Annotated in this window: 21 protein-coding genes and 1 tRNA gene; 11 read left to right on the top strand and 11 right to left on the bottom strand. The window is 67.9% G+C overall.

All coding sequences use genetic code 11. The features are described 5' to 3' along the window. Window positions 1-53: 53 nt before the first annotated feature. Window positions 54-1,553 (bottom strand): zinc-dependent metalloprotease, encoded by a 1,500-nt coding sequence (locus CXQ96_RS05850; protein ID WP_104117279.1) that lies wholly within the window; start codon window positions 1,551-1,553, stop codon window positions 54-56. Window positions 1,554-1,921: 368 nt separating this feature from the next. Between CXQ96_RS05850 and CXQ96_RS05845 the strand changes: the two genes are divergently transcribed. The 3 genes from CXQ96_RS05845 (at window position 1,922) to CXQ96_RS05835 (ending at window position 6,439) form a co-directional block, all read left to right on the top strand. After that, entirely contained in the window at window positions 1,922-3,016 is a 1,095-nt protein-coding gene (locus CXQ96_RS05845; RefSeq protein WP_258058895.1) for a PDZ domain-containing protein, read from the top strand. 339 nt (window positions 3,017-3,355) lie between these two features. Then, window positions 3,356-6,298, top strand: coding sequence for a UPF0182 family protein (locus tag CXQ96_RS05840; RefSeq protein WP_104117278.1), 2,943 nt, complete (start codon window positions 3,356-3,358; stop codon window positions 6,296-6,298). 67 nt (window positions 6,299-6,365) lie between these two features. After that, window positions 6,366-6,439 (top strand) — tRNA-Met (locus tag CXQ96_RS05835). A 219-nt stretch (window positions 6,440-6,658) separates the two neighbouring features. Here CXQ96_RS05835 and CXQ96_RS05830 read toward each other — a convergent pair. The 3 genes from CXQ96_RS05830 to CXQ96_RS05820 form a co-directional block, all read right to left on the bottom strand. Then, the gene (locus tag CXQ96_RS05830; protein ID WP_104117104.1) at window positions 6,659-8,047 is read right to left on the bottom strand and encodes a deoxyribodipyrimidine photo-lyase; all 1,389 of its coding nucleotides are present in this window, start codon (window positions 8,045-8,047) and stop codon (window positions 6,659-6,661) included. A gap of 106 nt (window positions 8,048-8,153) precedes the next feature. Then, window positions 8,154-8,948 (bottom strand): PspA/IM30 family protein, encoded by a 795-nt coding sequence (locus CXQ96_RS05825; protein WP_104117103.1) that lies wholly within the window; start codon window positions 8,946-8,948, stop codon window positions 8,154-8,156. A gap of 57 nt (window positions 8,949-9,005) precedes the next feature. Continuing rightward, entirely contained in the window at window positions 9,006-11,111 is a 2,106-nt protein-coding gene (locus CXQ96_RS05820) for a TPM domain-containing protein (protein WP_308662555.1), read from the bottom strand. Window positions 11,112-11,553: 442 nt separating this feature from the next. On the opposite strand from CXQ96_RS05820, the gene CXQ96_RS05815 reads away from it, so the two are divergent. The 4 genes from CXQ96_RS05815 to CXQ96_RS05800 all read left to right on the top strand — a co-directional run bounded on the left by CXQ96_RS05815 (window position 11,554) and on the right by CXQ96_RS05800 (window position 15,936). Further along, entirely contained in the window at window positions 11,554-13,131 is a 1,578-nt protein-coding gene (locus tag CXQ96_RS05815; RefSeq protein ID WP_104117101.1) for a S1C family serine protease, read from the top strand. A 233-nt stretch (window positions 13,132-13,364) separates the two neighbouring features. Continuing rightward, the gene (locus tag CXQ96_RS05810; RefSeq protein WP_181036375.1) at window positions 13,365-14,192 is read left to right on the top strand and encodes an electron transfer flavoprotein subunit beta/FixA family protein; all 828 of its coding nucleotides are present in this window, start codon (window positions 13,365-13,367) and stop codon (window positions 14,190-14,192) included. Window positions 14,193-14,232: 40 nt separating this feature from the next. Then, window positions 14,233-15,180, top strand: coding sequence for an electron transfer flavoprotein subunit alpha/FixB family protein (locus CXQ96_RS05805; RefSeq protein ID WP_104117100.1), 948 nt, complete (start codon window positions 14,233-14,235; stop codon window positions 15,178-15,180). Between the two features lie 3 nt (window positions 15,181-15,183). Beyond that, window positions 15,184-15,936 carry a PIG-L deacetylase family protein gene (locus CXQ96_RS05800; protein WP_104117099.1) on the top strand — a complete coding sequence of 251 codons (753 nt, stop codon included), beginning with the start codon at window positions 15,184-15,186 and terminating at the stop codon, window positions 15,934-15,936. 117 nt (window positions 15,937-16,053) lie between these two features. Here the strand turns inward: CXQ96_RS05800 and CXQ96_RS05795 are convergent, their stop codons facing one another. The 5 genes from CXQ96_RS05795 to CXQ96_RS05775 all read right to left on the bottom strand — a co-directional run bounded on the left by CXQ96_RS05795 (window position 16,054) and on the right by CXQ96_RS05775 (window position 20,012). Then, window positions 16,054-16,908, bottom strand: coding sequence for an anti-sigma factor (locus CXQ96_RS05795; RefSeq protein ID WP_181036373.1), 855 nt, complete (start codon window positions 16,906-16,908; stop codon window positions 16,054-16,056). A gap of 16 nt (window positions 16,909-16,924) precedes the next feature. Then, a complete protein-coding gene (locus CXQ96_RS05790) occupies window positions 16,925-17,542 on the bottom strand; it encodes a sigma-70 family RNA polymerase sigma factor (RefSeq protein ID WP_104117097.1) in 618 nt (205 codons plus the stop codon). Between the two features lie 177 nt (window positions 17,543-17,719). Continuing rightward, a complete protein-coding gene (locus tag CXQ96_RS05785) occupies window positions 17,720-18,541 on the bottom strand; it encodes a class I SAM-dependent methyltransferase (RefSeq protein WP_104117096.1) in 822 nt (273 codons plus the stop codon). A 19-nt stretch (window positions 18,542-18,560) separates the two neighbouring features. Then, a complete protein-coding gene (locus tag CXQ96_RS05780) occupies window positions 18,561-19,028 on the bottom strand; it encodes a tRNA (cytidine(34)-2'-O)-methyltransferase (RefSeq protein ID WP_104117095.1) in 468 nt (155 codons plus the stop codon). Window positions 19,029-19,037: 9 nt separating this feature from the next. Then, window positions 19,038-20,012: a J domain-containing protein gene (locus CXQ96_RS05775; protein WP_104117094.1), complete on the bottom strand. Its 975-nt coding sequence runs from the start codon at window positions 20,010-20,012 to the stop codon at window positions 19,038-19,040. Between the two features lie 304 nt (window positions 20,013-20,316). On the opposite strand from CXQ96_RS05775, the gene CXQ96_RS05770 reads away from it, so the two are divergent. Next, window positions 20,317-20,751, top strand: coding sequence for a hypothetical protein (locus tag CXQ96_RS05770; protein ID WP_104117093.1), 435 nt, complete (start codon window positions 20,317-20,319; stop codon window positions 20,749-20,751). Between the two features lie 41 nt (window positions 20,752-20,792). Continuing rightward, window positions 20,793-20,924, top strand: coding sequence for a hypothetical protein (locus CXQ96_RS18795; protein WP_258058894.1), 132 nt, complete (start codon window positions 20,793-20,795; stop codon window positions 20,922-20,924). Between the two features lie 46 nt (window positions 20,925-20,970). Here CXQ96_RS18795 and CXQ96_RS05765 read toward each other — a convergent pair whose 3' ends face one another. Beyond that, window positions 20,971-21,714, bottom strand: a complete 744-nt coding sequence (locus tag CXQ96_RS05765) for a pyrimidine reductase family protein (RefSeq protein ID WP_181036372.1) — start codon at window positions 21,712-21,714, stop codon at window positions 20,971-20,973. Beyond that, window positions 21,711-22,655: a dihydropteroate synthase gene (gene folP / locus CXQ96_RS05760; RefSeq protein WP_258058893.1), complete on the bottom strand. Its 945-nt coding sequence runs from the start codon at window positions 22,653-22,655 to the stop codon at window positions 21,711-21,713. Before folP ends, CXQ96_RS05765 begins: the two co-directional genes overlap by 4 nt. A gap of 105 nt (window positions 22,656-22,760) precedes the next feature. On the opposite strand from folP, the gene CXQ96_RS05755 reads away from it, so the two are divergent. Beyond that, the gene (locus tag CXQ96_RS05755; protein ID WP_104117091.1) at window positions 22,761-23,987 is read left to right on the top strand and encodes a cysteine desulfurase family protein; all 1,227 of its coding nucleotides are present in this window, start codon (window positions 22,761-22,763) and stop codon (window positions 23,985-23,987) included. After that, window positions 23,984-25,126 (top strand): tRNA 2-thiouridine(34) synthase MnmA, encoded by a 1,143-nt coding sequence (gene mnmA, locus CXQ96_RS05750; RefSeq protein WP_104117090.1) that lies wholly within the window; start codon window positions 23,984-23,986, stop codon window positions 25,124-25,126. The genes CXQ96_RS05755 and mnmA overlap by 4 nt, the downstream gene beginning before the upstream one ends. Window positions 25,127-25,135: the final 9 nt, after the last annotated feature.

Genomic DNA, 25,135 nt, shown 5'->3' with positions numbered 1-25,135 from the left:
GGAAGGCGGGCCGGTTACTGGGAGCTAGGGCGCTTCACTTGCTGATGGGTGGACTACCGGGAGCTGGGTCCGTCCACGTCAGGGTCGTCGCCGGTCGCCGGGCCCTCGCTGCTGGTCCCACCGTCAGTAGGTCCACCGTCCGTAGGCCCACCGTCCGTAGGCCCACCGTCGGTCCTGCCATCGGTATCGCTTGCCGGCGCACCCTCCGTCGTAACGTCATCGGTTCCGCCCCCACCGGCGGTGTCCGGGACGGCATCATCGGCACCCGGCTCGAAGTCACCCGCGAGGAGACGCTCGAGCGCGGCATCGACGTCGGCGTCGGAAGATTCGATCAGCCGGCGACGCTCCGTGAAGCCTGTTGGATCGTCGAGGTCCTCGGCGGTGGGCAGCAGATCCGGGTGCTGCCACAGCGCGTCGCGTCCTTCGATGCCGCGTTCCTTCGTGAGGAGGGACCAGAGGGACGCGGCATCGCGCAGCCTGCGCGGCCTCAGTTCCAGTCCGACGAGTGAGGCAAACGCATGCTCGGCCGGTCCGCCCGTCGCGCGGCGACGCCGCACCATCTCGCGGAGGGCACCTGCCGAGGGCAGGTTCGCCGCCGCGGCGGCCGTCAATTCGTCCACCCATCCCTCCACGAGGGCAAGAGTCGTCTCGAGCCGGACGAGCGCCGCGTCCTGCTCGGGAGTCCGCTCCGGCATGAAGACGCCCTGGGAGAGGGCGCCCTGCAGACTCTCCGGGTTCGTCGGATCGATGTCGCGGGCGGCTTCCTCGATCTTGCCCATGTCGATGTGGATGCCCCTGGCATAGCGTTCGATGCTGCCGAGGAGATGCCCCGTGAGCCACGGGATGTGGGTGAACAGACGGACGTGGGCCGCTTCGCGAACTGCAAGGAAGAGCTGCACCTCCTGCTCGGGAATGTCCAGGCCCTCACCGAAGGCCGCGACATTCGCGGGAAGCAGGGCCATCCGTCCATCGGCGAGGGGAACGCCGATGTCCGTGGAGCCGACGACATCCTTGGACAGCGCACCGACCGCCTGTCCAAGCTGCATGCCGAACATCGCTCCGCCTACGTTCTGGAGCATCGATGCCGGACCGCCCATCATGCCCATCATCGACTTCATCTCCTCCGGGAGCTGCTCGGAGATGACATCTGACAGCGCCTTCGCGATGCTCGATGCGACCGGCTCGGTCAAGCGACGCCAGGTCGGCATCGTGGCTTCGACCCACTCCGCGCGTGACCAGGCACGACCGAGTTGCCCGGTGCTCGGGAAGTCCGTGACGGGATCGAGCCACATCTCGGCGAGTTTGAGCGACTCGTCCACGCTGCGTCGCTGGAGGGGAGTGACAGATGGGTCGCCATCGGACGCAGCGATCCGGCGCGCCTGGTCGTGAGCCATCTTCCAGTTGACGGGGCCTTCGCTCGGCGTCGAGAACATCGCCTGGACCTGCTGCATCATCATCGCCATCGCCCCCGGGTCCGATGGCAGGCCGGCCGCTTTGGCGATCTCCTGCGGGTCGAACCCCGCGGCCCCACCGCCGAACATCTTGGACAGCATCTCGGACAGCGGGTCCTGGGGCGTGTCGTCGTCGTTCGAGGGGTTGGAAGGGTTGGTCACTGATACCACCGGTCCTGGGAGTAGCTTCGCGGGTCCGGGCGGGGATGCAGACGCATCCCTACCGGCTGTGCACACCACGCTACCGGCCACTCGTCGCCGATGTCCCTCGCGCCGCACACCGTTCGCTGAGGGCAAAGCGTCGCGTCAGGCGGGCCGTTCGGGGTTTAGGGGAAGCGGGCAGGCAAGCATGTGAGGGCAGGAACCGCTACGGGAGGAGTGCCTCCGAGCGTCTACTCTGGGTGTGCCTGCATGGTGCGGTCCACGCCGAGGAACGGCACACCCCCACGCGCCCTAGAGAGAGAAGCACAGTGACGCAGTCCGGCCACTTCGAGACGTACAGCCCAGAGGAGCCCACCCGGCCCAGGGATCCGCGCTTCCGCGCGATGGCAGTCTCCGGCAGTCTCGCCGTCGTCCTGTGTGCAGCGGCAGTGCTGCTTCCTTCGCCCTACGTGATCGAGTCGCCCGGGCCGACCTTCAACACGATCGGCGCGGTGAACGGCACACCCCTCATCACGGTGGAGGGCAGGGAGAGCTTCCCGCCCGAGGGCGAACTCGACCTCACCACCGTCTTCGTGAGCGGGGGGCCGAACGGGCGGGTGAACGTCCTGGACACGTTCCGCGCATGGGCGAACCCGAACGAGAACGTCCTGCCCGAGCAACTGGTGTATCCCGAGGGCACGACGTCCTCCCAGCTCGAGGAGCAGAATGCGGTCGCCATGACGTCGTCCCAGGAGTCGGCGATCGCCGCCGCGCTGCTGCACGAGGACATCGACTTCACCGAGGAGCTGTCCGTCGCCGGCCTCGCCGCGGATTCCGCCTCCGAGGGCATCCTCGAGGAGGGCGATGTCCTGCTGACGATCGACGGCGCGGAGATCGAGAACATCGAGACGCTTCGCTCGCGACTGGCGGACGCCGGTGGAGCGCCCGCCGACCTCTCGATCATCCGGGACGGCGCTCCTGTCGACGTCACCGTCACTCCTGCCCGATCGGAGGATGGCGACTACCAGCTGGGCATCCTGCTGGCCTCGACGTTCGATTTCCCCTTCGAGGTGACGATCAAGCTCGACGACGTCGGCGGCCCGTCCGCCGGCACGATGTTCGCATTGGGAATCATCGACACGCTGACCGAGGGCGACCTGACCGGTGGTCGTCACTTCGCCGGCACCGGGACGATCGATTCGGCCGGCGTCGTCGGGCCCATCGGGGGAATCGCACAGAAGCTCGTAGGAGCGCGCTCTGCCGGGGCCGAATTCTTCCTCGCACCCGCCGAGAATTGCGACGAGGTGGTCGGCAACATCCCGGACGGGCTTACCGTCGTCAAGGTCGAGACGCTCGACCAGGCCGTCGATGCCGTAGAAACACTCGGCGCAGGCGGCGGATCAGCAGGTCTGCCCGCCTGCTGATTCCGCGGTCGCGGGGCTGTCGCCACCGGATGGAGGCGACGGAAAGCGGAGCGGAAGACACGGTTGTGTGACAATCTCGGGTCGTGGGCGGGACCGGGGGAACCTAATTGGTCCGGCTGAGCGTGAACAGGGCAGAATGAAAACACGAAGGGCGTGACTGCACGCTGTCTTCTGCCCGTGTGCGGGCTGGGGAGCGAAGCGGAATACCGGTCATCGTGACCCGCAGCAGCTAACGATGAGGTAGATGTGACATCCGGACCAGAACGTCCGTTCGGCAGTAGGCCGAGCCCAGCAAGTGCAGCATCAAGCCGGCGCAGAAGCCCGCTGATCCCGACGATCATCGTCGTGGCGGTGATCGTCATCGCCTTCGTCTACCTGTCCCAGGTCTACGCAGACGTTCTCTGGTACAACCAGCTGGGGTTCCTCGAGGTTTTCGTCACGGAGAACCTGTCGCGGATCGTGCTGTTCGTCGTCGCGTTCCTCGTCATGGCCGGCGCCGTGTTCTTCAGTCTGCGCATTGCGTTCCGTAGCAGGCCGATCTATGCGCCGGACAGCGCGATCCAGGACAACCTGAACCGTTACCAGGCGCAGCTGGAGCCCATCCGCCGCCTGCTGATGCTGGGTATCCCCGTGGTGCTCGGAGCGTTCGCCGGCACGGCCGCGTCCTCGCAGTGGCAGGAGGTGCTGCTGTTCGTGAACCAGGAGCCGTTCAACAAGCAGGACCCCGAGTTCGGCATGGACTACGCGTTCTACATGTTCACGCTGCCGTTCCTGAGCTTCGTCACGGGGTTCCTGATCAGCGTGGTCATCATCAGCGCGATCGCGACGGTCCTCACCCACTACCTGTACGGCGGCATCCGGCTCGAGGAGAAGGGCCTGTTCACCACGAAGGCCGCTCGGGTCCAGATCGCCGTGGTCGCGGCGCTCTTCCTCGTGCTGCAGGGCGTCAACTACTGGCTGGACCGGTACGACACGCTGCTCAACCAGGACACCTGGGCCGGTGCGCTCTATACGGACGTCAACGCCGTCATTCCCACGAAGGCGATCCTCGCCGTCGCGGCGGTCATCGTCGCGGTCCTGTTCGTCGCGTCCGCCTTCATCGGGCGGTGGCGCCTGCCCCTGATCGGCACGGCGATGCTGATCGTCACGGCTCTGCTCGCCGGCGGCGTCTATCCCGCGGTGGTCCAGCGTTTCCAGGTCGACCCGTCACAGCTCAGCGCCGAAGGCGAGTACATCGACCGGAACATCGCGATGACGCGGGAGGCGTACGGGCTCGATCAGGTGGAGACCGCCAACTACACCCCGGAAGCCGACCCCCAGGCAGGCGCGCTGAACAGCGACGGCGAGACCACGGCGAACATCCGTCTGCTCGACCCGAACCTCGTCTCCGACGCGTTCAGTCAGCTTCAGCAGTTCCGCCAGTACTACCAGTTCCCCGAGACCCTGAACGTCGACCGGTACGAGATCGACGGCGAGATCCAGGACACCGTCATCGCCGTGCGTGAGCTCGACACCGACGGCGTGCCGGAGGGCTGGGTCAACGAGCACGCGTTCTACACGCACGGATACGGGGTCGTGGCAGCGGCGGGTTCGACGGTTCAGCCGGATGGTCGTCCCCAGTTCCTGCAGTCGGGTATTCCCTCCACCGGCGTCCTCGGTGATGAGTCGACCTACGAACCACGCATCTACTTCGGTGAGGATTCGCCGGAGTACTCCGTCGTGGGAGCGCCGGACGGGCAGGAGCCCGCGGAGATCGACCGCCCGCAGGACGAGAACTCCGACACGGAGTCCAGGACGACCTTCAGCGGCAACGGTGGACCGGAGGTCGGCAACCCCTTCAACCGGCTCGTGTATGCGCTGAAGTTCCAGTCCACGGACCTGCTGCTGTCCGACCAGGTCAACAGCGAGTCCCAGATCCTGTACGACCGCGACCCGGTGGAGCGCGTGCGCAAGGTGGCGCCCTACCTGACGCTCGACGGCAACAGCTACCCTGCGATCGTCGACGGTCGGGTGAAGTGGATCATCGACGGCTACACCACGAGCGCCAACTTCCCGTACTCGCAGCAGCAGGAACTGGAATCCGCGACGCAGGATTCGCAGACGGCGGAAGGCTTTGCGACCGCGCTCCCGGCCGAACGGGTCAACTACATCCGGAACGCGGTGAAGGCCACCGTTGATGCCTACGACGGCTCGGTGAAGCTGTACGCCTGGGACGATCAGGACCCGGTGCTGAAGTCCTGGCAGAAGGTGTACCCGTCGTCGCTGACGCCCTACAGCGAGATGTCGGCGGATCTGATGGCCCACGTGCGCTACCCCGAGGACCTCTTCAAGGTGCAGCGTGAACTGCTGGCGCGGTACCACGTCACGACGACGCTCGAGTTCTTCAACAACAGCGAGGCCTGGAGCGTGCCCGCCGATCCCGGAGCCGCCTCCGACGGCGCGACGACGGAGACGACGCCGCGGCAGCCTCCGTTCTACCTGACCCTGCAGATGCCCGACCAGGAGGAGGCGGCGTTCTCCCTCACGACGCCGTACATCCCGTATGTGCCGGCCGGGCAGACCCCGAGGAACGTGCTGTACGGATTCCTGGCGGCCAATGGCGATGCGGGAACGGGTGAGGACGGCGTCAAGAGTGAGAATTACGGCCAGCTGACGCTGCTGGACAGTTCCGGGCAGGACTCCGTGGTCGGCCCGGGCCAGGCGCAGAACCTGTTCAACTCGGACACCACTGTCTCGCAGGAACTCAACCTCCTGCGTCAGGGCGCGTCGGAGGTCATCAACGGCAACCTGCTGACCCTGCCGATCGGAGGCGGCATCGCCTACGTGCAGCCCGTCTACGTGCAGTCCTCGGGCAGTTCGTCCTTCCCGGTCCTGCGGAGGGTCCTGGTCAGTTTCGGGGAGACCGTCGGCTTCGCTCCGACTCTCGCCGAGGCGCTCGACCAGGTCTTCGCCGGCGACTCCGGTGCGACGACCGGCGACAGCGACAACGTCGGTGAGACCCCTGAGGATCCCGGGACGCCTCCGACGGACGGAGAGGGAGGAGCCACGCCGACCCCGACCCCGACGCCCTCGCAGGGCGGAACCTCCGGTGGAACCACGGATGATCCCGCGGCTGACCTCCGCGCCGCCCTCGATGACGCGAACGATGCGATCCAGGACGGCAACGCGGCCCTCGCAGCCGGCGACTTCGCTGCCTACGGTGAGGCGCAGGAACGTCTGCAGGACGCACTCCAGAGGGCGCTCGACGCCGAAGAGCGTGTCTCGGGGAGCGCCGGAGAGTAGTCCGGGTCGACCGGGCAGCTGCTCGATTTGCCTCTTGGCCCCGCGGCCGGTAACGTTAGTTACACGCCGCGGGGTGGAGCAGTTCGGTAGCTCGCTGGGCTCATAACCCAGAGGTCACAGGTTCAAATCCTGTCCCCGCAACGAATAAGAAGTCCGGTCGACCATCTGGTCGGCCGGACTTCTTGGTTTCCCTCACAGTGGGCCGCCTTGGTCCCCGTCAGGGGCTGGTCGCAGGTGCTCCTGCCTGCGCCGTGGGGCGGGACCCCCGGACCCCGACCGATCTGACCCAGCAGAGGGCCGTCAGGGGCACCAGGCAGACGACGGCGCGTCCGGGAGGGGCGAGGGGAGGGGAGCCGCCCCCTAACACTCCGACAGTGCTTTGTAGGCCCTCAGCGCGCGCTCCCTGCTCTCCTTGAGGTCCACGACGCGGTCGGGATATCCGGGTGCGACTCCCTTCCAGGGCTCGTGGACATTCTCCGCGTCAGCCAATTCGGGCACGAACCGCACGAGGAACGCGCCGTCCGGGTCGAACTTCTTGCTCTGCAGCACCGGATTGAAGATGCGGAAATAGGGGCTGGCGTCCGCCCCCGAGCCTGCGACCCATTGCCAGCTGGCAGCATTGCTCGCGGCATCGGCGTCCACGAGGCAGTCCCAGAACCATCTCTCGCCCACCCTCCAGTCGATCATGAGGTTCTTGATGAGGAATGACGCCGTCGCCATGCGCACGCGGTTGTGCATCCAGCCGATCTCCCACATCTGCCGCATCCCGGCATCGATGAGTGGATAGCCCGTCCTTCCACGCTGCCAGGCCTTCAACTCGCTCTGGGTGGAGCTCTCCCAGGCGAACGCATTGAACTCCGGTCGATAGTTCACGGTCGCCAGTTCGGGGTTGAAGTACAGCAGCTGCCAGCTGAACTCCCGCCAGCCCAATTCCGACCCGAAGGCGCGGAGGTCGTCCGCCGTCGAGCTGTCCCCGTGGTCTTGTGCGGCGTGCCAGACCTCGAAGGGACTGATCTCGCCGAATCGCAGGTGCGGGGAGAGCATGCTGGTGCCGCGGACCGCGGGGAAGTCGCGGTTGTCCTTGTATCCGCGGAGCCTGGAGAGGAAGTCGTCCAGCCGGGCATGTGCTCCTGCCTCGCCCGGCGTCCACGTGTCGCGGAGCCCTTGCGCCCAGTCGGGAGCGGTCGGAAGAAGCCCCCAGGTATCGAGGTCGTCCGACGCGAGGTGAGGGCCGCGGAGGGACGCCGGTGCCGGGAGCGGTGTGCGGGGTGTCCGGAAAGCCAGGCATGCCCGCCAGAAGGGCGTGAACACCCTGTAGGCCTCGTCCGAGCCGGAGGTGACCTCCCAGGGCTCGTACATGAGGTTTGCCTGGTAACTCGTCGCCTCGACTCCGCGCGCGGCGAAGGATTCCTTGAGGGCCGCGTCCGCCGTTCGCTCGGCCAACCCGTACCGGCGGTTCCAGGTGACGGCATCGGCGGAGCATTCGTCGGCCAGCTGCGGCAGCACCTCTCCTGCAGCTCCGCGGCGCAGGACGAGCGGGATCCCGAGTCCTTCGAGGGTGCCCGCCAAGGCCTCGAGCGAGTGGTGCAGCCACCACTTGGACGCGCTTCCCAGCGGGCGGATGCCATCTGTCTCCTCGTCGAGCACGTAACAGGCGACGACGTCGTCCCCACGGTCCGCAGCTGCGACAAGTGCCGGGTTGTCGGAGATTCGAAGATCATCACGGAACCACACCAGTGTCAGGGCCATGAGCCAAATCTAGCCTGCAGGTGCGGGCCTGTGCAGGGCGATCAAAGCGACAGGGGAACCGCAGCCGAAAGGCGCGGTTCCCCTGTAGGAGGTGCGGTGGGGCGGATCAGTACGTCGTCTCACCCGTCGACAACGGTGTGGCGGTCGGGGTCTCGCTGCCCGTACCCTGCCCGATCGCGGACTGCGTTCCGGAGCCGGACTTCAAGGCGGCGAGACGCGCTTCGATCTCGGTCTGTTCGCCGAGGTCCTCGAGACTCTCGAACTGGGCGTCCAGGCTCGACGACGCCAGCTCCTGCTGGCCGCGGACCCTGGCCTCCTCGCGGCGGATCTTCTCCTCGAAACGGCCGACCTCGCTCGTAGGGTCCATGAAGTCGATGCTCTTGACGGCGTCGTGGACCTGCTGCTGTGCCTGGGCGGTGCGGGACCGGGCGATGAGTTGGTCGCGCTTCGTCGTCAGCTCGCCGAGCTTGCCCCGCATCTGGTTGAGGCCGTCCTTCAGCTTGTCGACGATCTCGGTCTGCGACGCGATGGTGGGTTCGGCACCCTTCGCCTCGTTCTCCGCCGCCATTTGGCGTTGGATGGCAACCTTGGCCAGGTTGTCGAACTTCTGGGCGTCGGCGGTGTCACCGGACGCTCGGTACTCGTCGGCCTTGCGTGACGCAGCGAGTGCCTTGTTGCCCCAGCTGCGCGCGTTCTCGACGTCCTCGTTGTAGTCGTCCTGCATCATGCGGAGATTGCCGATGGTCTGGGCCACAGCGCTTTCCGCCTCGGCGATGCTGTTGGTGAAGTCGCGGACCATCTGGTCGAGCATCTTCTGCGGATCCTCCGCCTGATCGATCAACGCATTGACGTTGGCCCGGGTGAGCTGGGCGATCCTGCCGAAAATTGACTGCTTTACCATTGATTTCCCTTTCGATTCTTCGTGATAGTCCTGGGTCCTGCTGCCGGAGCGAAGCGGCTAGAAGTCGCCGCCACCACCGCCGAAGTCTCCGAATCCGCCTCCGCCGCCGTCGAAGCCGCCGAAGCCGCCGCCTCCGAAGTCGCTACCGCCGCCATCGCCGTATCCTCCGCCGAAGCCGCCTCCGAAACCTCCACCGAAGCCGCCTCCGTTGAGGATGGACCCGAGCAGGATGCCTCCGAGTAGGGCTCCACCCATCCCGTCACCGCCCCTGCCGCCGTACATGCCACCCATGCCCACGCCTTGGCGGCCGAAACCGTCGACGTCCTGCTCGGCCAGTTGCGCCGCCTGGTCGGCCAGCATGGCTGCCTGCTGGGCGTGGGACAGGGCCGTCACGGGATCGGTGCGCTGGAGCTCCACGGCGTAGTCGAGGTTGCGCTCGGCCTCTGCGAGGCGGGTGCGGGCCTCGCTGCCCACTCCGCCGCGGCGGGCGCGAATGTAGTCCGCCGTACCGGAGATGCCGGACTGCGCTGCGATGATCGCGTGCTGGAGGGACTCCTGTGCGCGCCGCGCGTTCTCGGCCTGGTCGCGGACCCCACCCAGTGCGGCGTCGAGTTGGGCATGCGCCGCTTCGAGCCGTTGCAGCAGGGCCAGCGGATTGCTGCGCGCGTTCTGCCGCTCCTGCCGGACTGTCGAGACAGCAGCCTGCACCGCGGCGATGGGGCCGGCGAGGTCGCGGTACTGCCCCGTGCGGTCCATGGCCTGGGCCTGGGCGAGGTCCTGCTCGGTCTCGGGCAGCGCACGCTCGAGCTCGCGCTCGGCTACTGCGAGCTCCTCCGCACGCTTGTCGATGGCGTCCAGGAGGACCATGCTCTGGTGCACCGCCTCCTCCGCAGCGCGGACTGCAACGACGGCGCGTCCCGTGTCACCACTGGCCATGCGTGTCTGTGCCTCCTGCGCGGCGCTGTCGACGAAGGACAGCCGCTCGCGGGCCTGCTCGATGTTGTCCGCCACCTGGGAGGTGGCGGTCTCGAGGTACCGGCCCTGCAGGGCGCGCAGGGACTGCTCGGCCGCTGTGAACCGCCGGCGGGCGTCGTCCGCTGCGGACTGCGCCCGGCGCAGGGCATCCGGCGCGTTCCTCTCCAGCTCCCGGAGGGAGTCGAAGTCCGCCTTGTGCGCCTGGAGCGAGGCGTTCACGTCCTCGCAACGGCGGATGATCTCACCGAGCCACTGCCGCTGCTGCTGCTCGGTGTCGGGGATATGGTCGTCGAGTTGCTGCTGCAACTTGAACGATTCGCTCATATGCTGCTTGGCGGCAGCGATGTCCTGGGAGAACGTCGCGATGGCCTCGCTGCCGTACTGGGCTTCCGCGAAGCCCAGTTCCTGCTCACTGGACTTGATCGCATCGTCTGCGGCGACCAGCAGGCTGCCCGCGCGCTTGCGCAGGTCCTCGACACTCACCGAGGAGAGGGGGTCCACCACCTCGCCCGTGGCGGACGGTACCGGACCGTAGCCGTACTCCTCGCGCTTGCGCTGTGCGCTGTTGCCGCCCCGCTTCTTGAGCAGCATGTACCCGCCCGCGCCCGCGACGGCGACGAGCCCACCGACGAGCACGAGCCCGCCGAGACCGCTGCCACCGGTCACGGCACCGGTGCCCGTCGACGTGCCACCACTGCTGGAGCCGCCGCCCGTCAGCGCCTGTTCGCTGCTCTCGACCGCCGCGAGCCCCGCACCGGCGTAGTCGCCGTCCTGCAGCTCGGGCAGGATGTGCTCGTCGTAGAGCTCCTGGCCCTGTCCGCCGAGCGCGGAGCGGTTGCCGGGGGCGTACCCGGCGCTCCTCTGATCCACGCCGACGGCGAGGACGGCCTCATCAGCACTCGACGCGTTGAGGCTGGCGGTGGCGGACGCCCACTGCTCCGCATCCGCTGGATTCTCGAAGGTATCGACGTACGCGACACGGATGGTGAAGCCCTGCTGCGAACGCAGGTCCGCGATGGCGGCCTCGAGCTCGCTCTCCTCCTGGGGCGTGAGGACTCCCGCCGTGTCGGTGACATAGTCGCCGGCGGGGAAAGTGATCGGAGCATCGGCGAAAGCCGCCGAGCTGGACAACAACGGGATCGCCATGACGGCACCCAGGACAGCAGAGACGCGGGTGCGCCTGCTCATCATTCGCATCTTCGACCCTTCAGCACGTCCCCCGGACCCTACCGGTCCCAGGACTGGTGTCGGCGGACGCCGGAGGCTCCCTGTGTTCCCGATTCTATGGTCGGGGTCAGGGGCAGTCCACCACCCCGCCTATGCCCCTAGCGAAAGCGGCACGACGACGGAAGAGGGCATAGTGTTGTGCGGCACCCGCCGTGGGGTTCGGACGGCTGAGGACAGTGGCCACGACAGGGCCTACGACAGCGACCGAGCAGCGCGATCCGTCGTCACCGGAAGTCGTCCGCGGAAGGTGCAGGGCCACCCGGACCTGTCGGGGGAGCGAGCAGCATCGGGCGCGGAGTCATCGACAGGATTCAGCGACTTCTCAGAAACCGCACAGCGAATGCATGCTTCAGGCTCAGCGAAGGTTGTCATGATGTGGTCAACAGCAACGAAAGGACCTCCCATGAACGAGCAGCCAGGTACTCCCGGCAACGGAGACCGTCCCCTCCCTCCACAGCCACAGACCCCGCCGTCGTGGGGGGCCGGTTGGACCGGCCAGCAGCCGGCCGCGACCTCCGACCACGCCGAGGCAACCGACAGGTACCACCAGGACTCCGAGCGCACCGAGGGGTATCCGGAGACGGCGGTCCACCCGATCGCGGGTCCGCCCACCGCGCAGCACCCCGCCGTCGGGCATCCTGCATCCGGCGGCAGCCAGCAACCCGGTGCCGGGCAGAGCGCCGCGGCGCCCCACCCCGCGTACGCCGGGCACCAGCCCTTCTACGGAGAGCAGAGCGCGTGGGGCGACTCCCGGAACGGCACCGGACGGACGGCCGTGAAGGACCGGAAGCGTGTCGGGCTCGGTACGTTCGCCGCCGGTGTCCTCGCCGCGGGGCTCATCGGCGGAGGTGTCGCGACGGCCGGTTACACCGCGTTGGACGGCACGTCGACCGGCGGCACGTCGCAGGCCGCCCCGGAGTCGATCGTGGTGAACAACACCGACGACGTCAACGCCATCACGGGGGCCGCGGTGACGGCGTCGCCGAGCGTCGTCACGATCGCCGTCAACGGCGGCAGCTCCAGCGGCTCCGGCTCCGGCATCATCCTGGACACCGACGGGCACATCCTCACGAACACGCACGTCGTGACGCTCGGGGGTCAGGTCTCCGACCCGACGGTCGAGGTCAAGCTGAATGACGGGCGCGTCTTCGCGGCGACCGTCGTCGGAACCGATCCCCTGAGCGACCTCGCCGTCATCAAGATCGACGCTCCGGACCTGAAAGCCGCCACACTCGGCAACTCTGACGAACTGAACGTCGGTGACACCGCGATCGCCATCGGTGCTCCGCTCGGCCTGAGCGGCACGGTGACCGACGGCATCGTCTCGACCCTGAACAGGACCATCAGCGTCGCCTCCTCTGCCGTGCCGGAAGAGCAGCCGGACACCACCGAGTCCGACGACGGTGAGGGATTCAACTTCCTGCCGCCGGGCGGTTCAAGCGGTCAGCAGACCCAGTCGCAGGGCTCCATCTACCTGAACGTGATCCAGACCGATGCCGCGATCAACCAGGGCAACTCGGGCGGTGCGCTTGTCGACGTAGACGGCAGGATCATCGGCGTGAACGTCGCCATCGCGTCCGCCGGCTCCGGCGAATCGACCGGCAACATCGGCGTGGGCTTCTCGATCCCCATCAACTACGCGGACCGTATCGCGACGGAGATCATCGAGAACGGCGAGGCGACACACGGTTTCCTCGGAGTGAGCGTCACCGCGGCGGCCGGGGACGGCTCCCGGACCGAGTCGACCTTCTCGACGGGTGCCCTCGTTCAATCGGTGGAGCCGGGATCGCCCGCGGAGGACGCCTCGTTGCAGGTGGGGGACGTGATCACCAAGGTGGGCACCTTCACCATCAGCGACCCGCAGTCGCTGACGGCAGCCGTCCGCATCCAGACCGTCGGCCAGCAGGTGCCGGTGGAAATCGTCCGCAACGGGCAGTCGCGCACCGTGGACGTCACCCTGGCCCAGGCGCCGACATCCTAGCCTGTACTGCGGCGCAGTGAGCAGAAGGCGGTCCTGCGTGCGGGACCGCCTTTTGTGACGTTACCCCCGTGCCCGTGCCCGTGCCTGTGCCGGCCGGTCACCAGCACTACCTGCCATGACCTGCCGTTGCCTGGCATTACCCGCCGTTTCCGGCCGGCACCCGCAGCGGTCCGCAGGACCCCACTATGGTTAGCTAGTCGATGGGAAAATCCCCTGAACGAGGAAGGTCGTCAATGGACGAGGCCACAGCAGACGGATTGCGCATTGCAGTCCTGGTGAAGCATGTTCCCGACGCCCAGTTCGACCGCCACATCGGCGGTGACGACTTGACGACGGTGCGCTCCGAGAGCATCCTCTCCGAACTGGACGAGTACGCGCTCGAAGCGGCGCTGCAGATCGTCGAGGCCCACGGGGGAGCTGCAGCCGGGCACCGGGTCACCGCCCTCACGATGGGCCCCGCGCCTGCCGTCAACGCCGTGAAGAAGTCGCTCCAGATCGGTGCCGACGACGGGGTGCACCTGATCGATGAGGCCCTGCGCGGATCCGACGCAGCTGCCTCCTCGAAGGCCCTGGCCGCGCTCCTGCGGCACGTCGGACCCTTCGACCTGATCCTGACGGGCATGGCATCCACGGACGGGGAGACCTCACTCGTGCCGGCGCAGCTCGCTGAGCGGCTCGAGCTGCCGCAGGTGACCTTCGCGGCGTCGATCGAGCTGACGAACGACGACGGCAGCTGGACGCTCGCCGCGCGCCGCGACAACGACTCGTTCGCCGAGAACATCGAGGCCACCCTGCCGGCCCTCGTCTCGGTGACGGATCAGATCAACGAGCCCCGGTACCCGAACTTCAAGGGCATCATGGCCGCTAAGAAGAAGCAGCTGCAGGTACTCACCCTCGCCGATATCGGTCTCCAGCCCGACGAGGTGGGATTTGCGGGCTCGTGGACACGGGTCGAAGCAGCATCTCCGCGGCCACCACGCAGCCAGGGGATCATCATCACCGATGAAGGCGACGCGGGCATCAGGCTCGTCGACTTCCTCGCCGGGCAGAAACTCCTCTAGTCCTTTCCCCGCTCGCCCACTCGTCCCAGGAGGCCTCGCCTTGAGCACCGTCCTCGTTTTCCTCGATCATCCCGGAGCCAGCCTCGCCAAGAGCGAGCGGGAGCTTCTCTCACTGGGGGCATCGCTCGGCGACGTGGCCGTCGCACTCGCGGAGACCGCGGGCCAGGCGTACCTGGACGGAGTGGGTTCGTACGGCGTGCAGGAGTACTACCGCCCGGACTCCGGCGCGGTCGCAGAGGTGCTGGTGGCCGGGAAGGCAGCCTTCCTCGCCGAGGCCGTGCGAACGTCGGGTGCAAGCATCGTCCTGCTCGGGAACTCCTACGAGGCGAAGGAGATCGCCGCACGGCTGGGTATCCGGCTGGAGGCCGGCGTGATCACCGACGTCGTCGGCCTGGAGAGCGGGTTGGTCGCGACGAAAGCGGACTTCGCCGGTTCCTACACCGTGAACTGCCGGGTCACCACCGATGTAGCGATCCTCACGGTGAAGCCCAACAGCTTCGAGGCGGTGGAGGCCGGGACGCCCTCCTCGCCGCGGGAGGTTCCTCTCCCGGTCGAGCTCCCGTCGTCCGCAGCACGCATCACCGGCCGCGCGGAGAAGCCTGCAAGTGGCAGGCCGGAACTCACCGAGGCACGCGTGATCGTGGCCGGCGGACGGGGAGTGGACGGGAATTTCGGGCCGCTGGAGGAGCTGGCGGACGCTCTCGGGGGAGCAGTCGGAGCGTCTAGGGCAGCGACCGACGCCGGCTGGATCGAACATTCGGCGCAGATCGGCCAGACGGGCAAGACGGTGTCGCCCCAGCTGTACGTCTCCGTGGGGATCTCCGGGGCCATCCAGCAGAAAGCCGGCATGCAGACCTCCAAGGTCATCGTGGCCATCAACAAGGATGCGGACTCGCCTGTGTTCGAGATCGCCGACTTCGGCATCGTAGGTGACCTCTTCACCGTCCTGCCACAGGCTACCGAGGAGATCCGGAAGCGCGGACTGTAGGACATGACGACGGAACAGGCTGCTGCGCCTCCCGAGCGGGTGCTGGTGTTCGCTGCGCACCCTGACGATATCGACTTCGGGGCTTCGGCGACGATCGCCGGCTGGACGGCCAGGGGTGCCTCGGTCAGCTACTGCATCATGACCGATGGGGACGCCGGCGGGTTCTCGGCCGAGGATCGGCCGGGAATAGCGGGCCTTCGCCGGGAAGAGCAACGAGCCGCCGCGAAGATCGTCGGTGTCTCAAATGTCACGTTCCTGGGAGAACCCGACGGATATCTCGAAGCGACGGATGCCGTGGTCCGCGAAGTGGTGAGGCGCATGCGCGAAGTCCGGCCGGACATCGTGGTGTCGATGCATCCCGAGCGGGCCTGGGACCGTATCCAGAAGAGCCACCCGGACCACCTCGCGTGCGGCGAAGCAGTCACGCGGGCCGTGTACCCGGCGGTCGAGAACCCCTTCGCCTACCCGGAGCTTGAAGCCGCTGGTCTTGCGAGCTTCCGCGTCCCCTGGCTTTGGTTCTACGGGGGGCCCGCCCATCTGGAAAACCGGTACGTCGACGTGACGGGCTCCGAGGACCTCAAGATCGCAGCTATCACCGCTCACCGCAGCCAGCACCCCGATGTCGATCGGATGCAGGAGAGGGTCCGCGCCATCCTGCAGGAGAACGCCCGCCGCGCGCGCCTGCCCGAGGGACGCAGCGCCGAGGCGTTCCATGTCGTGGGGATCAACACCGACGAGACCATCGCGGGCTTCTAGCCTCGCAGTTCGGCCGGGGAGCATGGCAGTCCGGTCGGGCAGCATCGGCACGACAGCCGCAGTTGCACGAAGGCCCCCGTCGGTGGTTCGACGGGGGCCTCCACGCTTTCCTTGCTCTCAGGCTCCGAGCGGGATCTGGGCGACGATGGGCAGGGTCGGCTCGTCCGAGCCGCCTTCGGGTTCCACCGTGATGGCGATAGCGCTGACACCGTTGATGCCGGTCAGCTCGGTGACCTTGGTGCCGGCGACGTCCTCACCGGACATCGTCCCGACAGAGATCGGCGCTCGTCCGTCGGCAGGTATGCGCCACATCTGGTAGACGAAGCCCTCGGCCGGTGCCGGCACTCCGCTGAGGGTGACGACGGCTGCATCTTCCTCACCGGACACGGCCACATCGGCGACGCCGCCCGGCTCCAGGACGAGTTGCTCGGTACGGACGTCGGAGGCCTGCAGGACCTGCTGCTCGACCGTCGTCGGCTGAAGGTTCTGCGCGATCGTGACGCCGCCGACGGCGATGACGACGGCAGCCGCCGCAGCGACGACCCACCGTGCAGCCCGTGACGACATCGATGCCTTGGCCGAACGGCGCGCGGCCAACTCGTCCTGTTCCGCGCCCGGAGCACCTCCGGCGCGTTCCACCCGATTCGCTGCAACGGGTGCGAGCGGCACGGTACGGCCGCTTGCACCCGTGCCGGAACCTTCCTTGGCGGGCAGCTGCGCGACGATGCGTTCGAAGAGGTCCTCCGGCGGCTCGACCTCATCGGTCGCATACGCCGATGTCACCGTCTCCCGACAGGTTCGGACCCGGTCCGCGAACGTGGCGCTGATTGTCGGATCGGCGTCATCGAGGAACGCATCGATGATGCGCCGCTCGTCTGCGCTGAGGGCGTCCAGCGCGTAGATCTCGGCCCATTCCAGAACGTGGCCGCGAGCCAGGTCCGTGTCGAGGTCATCTGCAAATTGTCTGTTCATTTCCTTGTCCTGCATTTCAGATCACCCCCAGACATGTCTTGAGTCGGATGAGTCCATCTCGGATTCTTGATTTGATCGTCGGTACTGCCACTCCGAGTTTCTCGGCCACTTCCCGGTAGGTGAGGCCGCCGTAGTAGGCCAACCTCACCGATTCCTGCTGGGTTTCGGTGAGGGTATCCAGACACCTGACGACGCCTTCCGCCTCGAGGCGCTGCGTCACGGTGTCCACGACGTCGTCGTGATCGATGGTCTGGGTGGCTGCGCCGTAACGAGCTTCCCGGTCCGTCGCGCTCTGTTCCGAACGCACCTTGTCCACCGCGCGGCGGTGGGCCAGCGTCATCAGCCAGGCCATGGGACTCCCCATCGCCGGGTTGAACCTGTCAGCGCTGTTCCAGACCTGGAGGTAGACCTCCTGGGTCGCATCCTCGCTCAGTTCCGGGTCTATGAGCACGCGCCGGGCGAGTCCGTAGACCCGTCGTGATGTCTGCTCGTAGAAAAGCGCGAACGCGGCCTGATCCTGCCGTGCAACCCGCAACAGCAGATCGGTCAGGGTGGGACCGGCGCTGGGATCAACGGCCGACTCGCTTGCTGCGGGTGAGATGGGACCGACCCGGCTTACTCGTGGCGTTTCCATAGGGGTCCAGCATAAAGCGCCGGTGGTGCCAAACCGAACAGCATTGACTCGTTCGTGACGTGTGGGACGAACGCGCCCCTGCTGCAGAAGCACCATTCCACACCCCTATCGGTTCGAGCTTTTCGCTGACACCTGATATTCGGAGCTGGACGGCCACCGGATGGCCCGTGCCGGGCGCTAGCTGTCGGGCTGGTGGTGTCCGACGGCGATGAGCGAACCGGCATCCAATACGAATTCCTCGCCCAGGCGTTCCTCGAAGGCGCGGCGGACGCGCTGCAGGGCGTCCGCAGAGCCAGGGAGCAGCTGGCGGTACCCGCTGCCGAGGGCGAAGGACCAGGCGTGCCCGGGCTCGAGGGGCACGGTCAGCCCGAGCTTCTCCACGGCGACGTCCGTCAGGCCCCGCGCCTGGAGCCAGTCCCGCAGCCGGTCGGACGAGGCCAACCGTGCCCGATTCCCGACGACGGGCACGTCGATCCGATCCGAGCCCGATTCGCCGCCGTCCCGGCCCGCTGCGACGCTGTCCAGGAGGAGGCCTTCGAATGCGTCGAGGGCGCCCTCGTCCCAGACGCTGATCGCGATCCTTCCGCCGGGTCGCAGCATGCGGACGATGTGGTCCATCCCGGCGTCCATCTCCTCGAGCAGGAGGACGCCGTAGCAGCTGACAGCCGCGTCGTACGCAGCGTCCGGCACCCATCGTGCCGGGTCCGACCGGTGGAAGGACACATTGCCGAGGCCTAACGCCTCCGCCTTGGCCTCGGCGAGGTCGAGCATCGCCGATGAGCGGTCCACGGCGTCGACGTGGCCGCTCGGTCCGGCGAGTTGAGCGGCGGGGATCGTCCCGGAGCCCGTCGCTGCGAACACGTCCAGGACGCGCTCACCCACGAGGACGTCCGCTGCGGCGACGACCGCGTTGCTCACGGGATTCCACACAGCGGGAGCAAGGCGGTCGTAGTCCTCGGCGCCACTGTCGGGCAGGGCGGCGGCGTGGCGAGCGGGCATTGGGGCTCCTAGACGTGGATCATCGCTGGGCGCCCGCAAAGCCCTGTTGGCGCCAGGCTTCGTAGAGGACGATCGATGCGGTGTTGGCGAGATTGAGCGAACGGCGTGAGGGGAGCATGGGAACACGAACCCGCGAGGTGACGTGGGTGTCGTGCTTGACGTCGTGCGGCAGCCCGTCGGACTCACGGCCGAACATCAGCACATCGGTGGGGCGGTAGGAGATGTCCGTGTAGGACACGTCGCCGTCCGAGGTGAAGGCGAACACCCGCTCCGGCTTCAGTGCGCTCCAGGCCTCGTCGAGGCTCGCATGGACGTGCAGCACCGCGAGGTCGTGGTAATCCAGGCCCGCCCGCTTCAGCTTCGAATCCTCGAGGCTGAAACCCAACGGCTCGACGAGGTGCAGTTCCGCGCCTGCGACCGCGGCGAGCCTGATGGCGGCCCCGGTATTGCCGGGTATCTCGGGAGTGTGGAAGAGGATGCGGAACACCGCTCCATCCTAGCTTCCGGCCGAAGCGAGAAGACGCGCAAGCACGGGCAACTGCACCACGTTGGGCGAGGGGCCGGAGGACAGGAACGAGCGGATCGTCCGGACGGCGGTGCCGGCATTGACCACCTGGGTGACGGTGGGCGAGGTCCGGTCGAAGCCCGGCGGCACGTCGATGACGGGTGCGAACGGGTTGTCGGGTGCTCCATGAATCACGACCCAGCCGGCCACGTTGCATTCGGGGAACAGTTCCTGCACGGCCCTCAACGTCGTGGGCAGACGGAGGTCGACAGGCCTGCCCTGGTGTCGCAACGACCGGCCGTCCCAGGAGAAGTTGCCGGGCGGGCCGGTGAAGGAGTCGATGACGGCCATCCGGTAGCCGGCGAGCAGGACATGCCCTGCCGAGGTCCTGTTCTTGTCATCGAACTGCACCCCGTTCACCAGCCGCGCGGCAGGGTAGGAAGGCAGCAGGGCACGTTCGATCAAGTTCGACGTGCGCAGTTCGCCGTCGACGCGGGAGCGGACACCGGACGACAACCGGGCGAACATGCCGGGCTGTTGCGGTTCTCCGTGGACCTGCCGACCCGCGAGGATCAGGGGTACCGTCGGTGGATTCGACGGCGAGAACGGAGGTAGATAGACAGGCGGGGACTTCGCGGCGTCCTCGTCCTCGACACTCGTCCGTGTCGTTCCCGCCGATCCTGGCCGCCCTGGTCCCCCCGCTGCGCTTCCTGCCGCGGTGTTCCTTGCCGACCCGGCAGTGGTGGGGCGGCCGCGCCCGGTCTCGGCGTCGTACCGTTCGCGGCGCTGCGGGTCGCTCAGCGTTTCGTACGCGACGGCCACGTCATGGAACTGGGAAGCACTGCCGCCGAGGTCCGGGTGCGACGCGCGGGCTGCGCGACGATAGGCATCTTTGATGTCCTTGATGTCGGCTTCCGCGGGCACGCCGAGAACGTCGTAGTACGACTTCCGTGGTGCCTCTGCCATCCATCCGGCCTTTCTGGGTAGAGCGGTGTCGGCGGCGAACCGCTCGCTGCTGCACCGTGCGCCACAGGTGTGTAGGGTGTCGCACCGCGTCAATACCACCTGAGACTAGAGGCACAGGCGGGTCTGGTCCAAAGCCTCGGAGCGGCAGTGGACACCGATGGGGTGGGACGCGGCTCCTACCGGGTACAACGGCGCACGCGTTCCGGAAGTTCGCTCGGCCTGTCGGGTGCCCACAGCCGGATGGGGAGACCTTCCCCTTGGTGCCCTGCTGTGCGGCACTAGAGTTGGAACGGCGCCCCGTCGGGTGCCGGGTGCCAGTCCGTCCGCGGCCTCTTCGGAGACCCCGGCATCCATTCCCGGGTCCGCCGTCGCCGAGCCGGAACTGCCTCCGCTCACCCGGGCCCAGATCACGAGCGAGGACATGACGTTCGCGCGCGGCGGCTACATCGAGGCGGATGCGACCCTGGTCTTCGCCGACGGGATGACGCAGTCCGACGGGTGGTCGCAGCGCACCAGGATGGTCAACGGCGAATCCGTGTACGAGAACGGGGCCGGGTGCATCGCGTCGCTGCGCTCCACGGGTCTGCAGGCGCCACTCGTCGCGGAAGGAGATGACAGGGCTTCCACCGAGGCGCTCTTCCAGTTCCTCGACCCGAGCATCCTGCCGGAGTACCTCCTGGCGACGACCTGGTTGTGGGGGAGAACCCCGGCGAGTCCACGGCGGGCATCGAATTCCTGACGTAGGTCCAGCCCGCCACCGGGTCCGCGCCGGCCAGCGCCGTGTCGCTGCGACTGTTCCACCAGCTGAGGACGGGACTGGCGTTCACCGTCTCCTGCCCGTCGGACGAGCAGCTGACCGCAGCCGTCTCCGATGTCCGCAGCCGCGTCTCCGTGGTGCCGCCCCGATCCTGATTCCGTCCCGATCCCGTGGTTCGTCCGGGCCGCCAAACCCGTCCCGTCAGGGAATCCTCCGGTACAGCGTGTACAGGGCCGAGTCCTCCGTGAGCAGGGACACCAGGGCCAACGCCCGTGGTTCGTCCGGGCCGCCGCCCACCGAGATCCGGGGCCCCTCGCCGCCGGTGAGCAGCGGGCTGATCGAGAGGCACAGCTCATCGACGGCGTCCGCGCGCGTGAAGTTCCCGAACACGGCCGGACCGCCCTCGCAGATCACCCGCCGCTGCTCGCGCCTCTCCAGTTCCGCAAGGATTCCGGCGGTTTCGACGGTGTCCCTGCCGCAGTCGACGACGTCGGCGACCGCTTCGAGCGCGGCCCGTTTCCCCGCGGGAGCCCGCCCACAGGTGAGGATGAGCGGACGAACCGGGGCCTCGCGGAAGAAGCCGGCGGTCGGGTCGAGGTCCAGGCTGCCGGAGATGACGGCGACTCCCGGGTGCGCCGCGAGGCCCCGGGCTGATCGCCAGGACTTAGAGGCGCCGTCGACGAGGTCGCCCTCGTAGCCCTCCGCACGAACGGTTCCGGCGCCCACCAGCACGACATCGGCGAGGCGACGCAGCACGACGAAGATGCGCTTGTCGCCGTCGTTCCCGAGGCCTGCCGACAGGCCTCCGCTCGTCGCGGCGCCGTCGGCGGAGGCAATGAAGTTGAACCGGACATACGGCCGTTCGACGGCGGGATACGCGTAGAGCCGGTGCAGGGCGTCGTCGTCGAGCGCGCCGGGGGAGGCCGGCAGGAGGGACCTGATCACGGAGCGACCGGCTCGTTGAAGTCGCCCATGTTGTGCCGCAGGTAGACCGGGGCCCTCCAGCCCAGCACCGCCTCGGTGATGTTGATCGCCGCGCGTGAGGCTTCGACGTTGTGCATCCGAACCACACGGGCTCCGCCGAGGATGCAGATCACGGCGGCGGCCAGGGAGCCCTCGACGCGCTCGTGCTTCGGCCGGTCGAGGGTCTCGCCGATGAAGTCCTTGTTCGAGACGGCTGCCAGGGTGGGGAAGCCCAAGCCCGCTATCTCGGAAAATCGCCGCGTGATCTCCAGGGAGTGCAGGGTGTTCTTGTTGAGGTCGTGCCCGGGGTCGAGGAGGATCCGGTTCTCAGGGATGCCCAGTCGGACGGCGTCGTCCACCTTGCGCAGCAGGAAGTCAGCGATCTCCCGGACCACGTCGCCATACGTGGGCCTCGGGTACACCGTGCGGGGCTCGGCCAGGCTGTGGGTGATGACCAGGTGGGCTCCTGCTTCGGCGACCACGGCCGCCATGTCCGGGTCCCGCAGCCCGGTGGTGTCGTTGATGACGTTGGCGCCGGCCCCAAGGGCAAGCCGGGCCACGTCGGGCAGGAAGGTGTCGGCGGAAATGACCACGTCCGATGCGGCACGGACGGCGGCGATGAGGGGAACGATCCGGTCGGCTTCCTCGGCCGCCGGGATCGCGTCACCGGGCGAGAACGGCGCTCCTCCGATATCGACCCAGTCGGCGCCGTCGTCGACGGCTTTCAGCGCCGCGTCGACGGCGGATTGCAGCGCGAAGGTCGCGCCGCCGTCGTAGAACGAGTCCGGTGTCCTGTTGATCACCGCCATCAGGGCTACCTGGTGATCGAAATCGAGGGTCCTGGAACCGAAGGTATGCACAGGGTGCCGGAACGTGGGGCTGTAGGTGCCCGAGGGGGAAGGAGCCGCTGCTTGACTGTCCACCCTGCATTCATACCACCGGGGGCTAGACGCACCACCTGCATCGAACCGCACGTGACCGGCACCACCGGAATCGGCACTGCGGCGTGGCGCCGGTAGAATTGAGGGATGCCCGTGTATGTCGATCACGCGGCGACCACGCCGATCTCGACGCCGGCGCTCGCCGCCCTCACCCGCGAACTCAGCCGGAGTGGAAACCCGTCCTCCCTTCACGGCTCGGGCCGCCGCGCCCGGCGGTCGGTGGAGGACGCCAGGGAGACGATCGCCGCCGCGGCGGGAGCGCACGCCTCGGAAGTCATCTTCACCTCGGGCGGCACCGAGGCGGACAACCTCGCCATCAAGGGGCTCTACTGGGCTCGACGCGCCGAGGACCCCGCACGCACCCGCATCATCTGCAGCTCCGTGGAGCACCACGCAGTGCAGGACACCGTCGAGTGGCTCGAGCGCCACGACGGCGCGGACGTCGTCTGGCTACCCGTCGACCCGGCCGGGGTCATGTCCCTCGACGCGCTTCGTGCTGCACTCGCCGACGCACCCGAGCGCGTCGCGCTCGTGACCGTGATGTGGGCCAACAACGAGGTGGGAACGGTACAGCCGGTGCACGACGTCGTGACCGAAGCGAAGCGGTACGGCGTCCCCGTCCATAGTGACGCCGTCCAGGCCTTCGGGTCCCTTCCGGTGTCCTTCTCGGAGTCCGGACTGGACACCATGGCCATCAGCGCCCACAAGATGGGTGGCCCGGTGGGGGTCGGCGCCCTCCTCGTCGGACGCGCCGTCGCCCTGACGCCCGTGCAGCACGGCGGCGGCCAGGAGCGCGACATCAGGTCGGGCACGCTCGACGGCGCCGGCATCGCCGCGTTCGCCGCTGCGGCCGACGACGTCGTCGCCCAGCTACCCACCGAGGCACCCCGGCTCGCGGACCTGAGGGACGCACTCATCGAAGGGATCCTCCGGGAGGTGCCGGAGGCCGTGCTGCGCGGCGTGCCGCACCCGGCGCCGGAAGGCGCGCGGCTCCCCGGCAACGCGCACTTCACGTTTCCGGGTTGCGAGGGGGACTCGCTCCTGTTCCTCCTCGACCTCGCCGGTATCGAATCCTCCACCGGCTCCGCCTGCACCGCAGGTGTTCCGCGCCCTTCGCACGTCCTGCTGGCCATGGGCCTGACGGAGGACGAGGCCCGGGGAGCCCAGCGCTTCAGCCTGGGGCATACATCGACCCGCGACGACGTTGACGCGGTGGTGGGCGCCATCGGCGAGGCCTATCGCCGTGCCCGCAAGGCGGGTATGGCGGGACACGCATCAACCATCCAGACGGCAGGAACGGGATTCGGATCATGAGGGTACTGGCAGCGATGAGTGGCGGCGTCGATTCCGCGGTGGCAGCGGCGCGCGCGGTCGAGGCGGGCCACGACGTCGTCGGCGTCCACCTCGCGCTCTCGCGCATGCCCGGAACGCTCCGTACAGGCAGTCGCGGCTGCTGCACCATCGAGGATTCACGGGACGCGTGGCGCGCATGCGACATCCTGGGAATCCCGTACTACGTGTGGGACTTCTCCGAGCGGTTCAAGGAGGACGTCGTCGACGACTTCATCGCCGAGTACGCAGCCGGGCGCACCCCGAACCCGTGCATGCGCTGCAACGAGCGCATCAAGTTCGCGGCGCTGCTCGAGAAGGCTCTCGCGCTGGGCTTCGACGCCGTCTGCACCGGCCACTACGCGAAGGTCGTCGAGGATGCGGACGGCAACCCCGAACTGCACCGCGCCGCGGACTGGGCGAAGGATCAGTCCTATGTCCTCGGGGTGCTCACGCACGAACAGCTGAAGCACTCCATGTTCCCGCTCGCCGAGACGCCGTCGAAGGCGGAGGTCCGGGCCGAGGCGGAGCGGCGCGGACTGTCCGTGGCCAACAAGCCGGACAGCCACGACATCTGCTTCATCCCGGACGGCGACACGCGGGGGTGGCTCGAGGAGCGCATCGACCTGACGGAGGGCGACATCCTCGACGTCGACGGCGAGAAGATCGGTAGCCATCCGGGCGCGAACGCCTTCACGGTCGGCCAGCGTCGAGGACTCAAGCTGGGCACTCCTGCTGCGGACGGCAAGCCCCGCTTCGTGCTCGAGATCCGGCCGAAGCAGAACGAGGTCGTCGTCGGGCCCGAGCACCTGCTCGCCATCGACGAAATGCGGGGGATCAAGGTGTCCTGGGCCGGCCTGCCCATCGACGAGGTGCGCACCGGCGCGGAGTTCGAGTGCATGGCGCAGGTCCGGGCGCACGGGGACCCCGTCGCTGCGCGAGCGCTGGTCGAGGTCGGCGACGACGGCAACCAGCACCTCGTGGTACGCCTCGTCGAGCCGATGCGCGGAGTTGCGCCGGGTCAGACGGTGGTGCTGTACCAGGGCACCCGGGTGCTGGGTCAGGCGACCATCGACTCCGCACGGTCCGCGCTCCGGCCCGAACTGGCGGCGACGCAGGCCTAGTCGCAGTTC

Origin of the sequence: Arthrobacter sp. B1805 (genome assembly GCF_002929745.1) — a bacterium.
GTDB lineage: Bacteria > Actinomycetota > Actinomycetes > Actinomycetales > Micrococcaceae > Arthrobacter_D.
Note: the sequence above shows the minus strand (reverse complement) of the source record. Positions and strands in the feature narration are given on the sequence as shown.

What these genes read in the sequence shown, in the direction of transcription:
- CXQ96_RS05785 (WP_104117096.1), bottom strand. Translation starts at nt 18,541, where the DNA reads ATGCCCGCTCGCCACGCCGCCGCCCTGCCCGACAGTGGCGCCGAGGAC.
- CXQ96_RS05825 (WP_104117103.1), bottom strand. Translation starts at nt 8,948, where the DNA reads ATGGTAAAGCAGTCAATTTTCGGCAGGATCGCCCAGCTCACCCGGGCC.
- CXQ96_RS05755 (WP_104117091.1), top strand. Translation starts at nt 22,761, where the DNA reads ATGCCCGTGTATGTCGATCACGCGGCGACCACGCCGATCTCGACGCCG.
- CXQ96_RS05830 (WP_104117104.1), bottom strand. Translation starts at nt 8,047, where the DNA reads ATGGCCCTGACACTGGTGTGGTTCCGTGATGATCTTCGAATCTCCGAC.
- CXQ96_RS05775 (WP_104117094.1), bottom strand. Translation starts at nt 20,012, where the DNA reads ATGGCAGAGGCACCACGGAAGTCGTACTACGACGTTCTCGGCGTGCCC.
- CXQ96_RS05790 (WP_104117097.1), bottom strand. Translation starts at nt 17,542, where the DNA reads ATGGAAACGCCACGAGTAAGCCGGGTCGGTCCCATCTCACCCGCAGCA.
- mnmA (WP_104117090.1), top strand. Translation starts at nt 23,984, where the DNA reads ATGAGGGTACTGGCAGCGATGAGTGGCGGCGTCGATTCCGCGGTGGCA.
- CXQ96_RS05800 (WP_104117099.1), top strand. Translation starts at nt 15,184, where the DNA reads ATGACGACGGAACAGGCTGCTGCGCCTCCCGAGCGGGTGCTGGTGTTC.
- CXQ96_RS05815 (WP_104117101.1), top strand. Translation starts at nt 11,554, where the DNA reads ATGAACGAGCAGCCAGGTACTCCCGGCAACGGAGACCGTCCCCTCCCT.
- CXQ96_RS05850 (WP_104117279.1), bottom strand. Translation starts at nt 1,553, where the DNA reads ATGCTGTCCAAGATGTTCGGCGGTGGGGCCGCGGGGTTCGACCCGCAG.
- CXQ96_RS05810 (WP_181036375.1), top strand. Translation starts at nt 13,365, where the DNA reads ATGGACGAGGCCACAGCAGACGGATTGCGCATTGCAGTCCTGGTGAAG.
- CXQ96_RS05820 (WP_308662555.1), bottom strand. Translation starts at nt 11,111, where the DNA reads ATGAGCAGGCGCACCCGCGTCTCTGCTGTCCTGGGTGCCGTCATGGCG.
- CXQ96_RS05795 (WP_181036373.1), bottom strand. Translation starts at nt 16,908, where the DNA reads ATGAACAGACAATTTGCAGATGACCTCGACACGGACCTGGCTCGCGGC.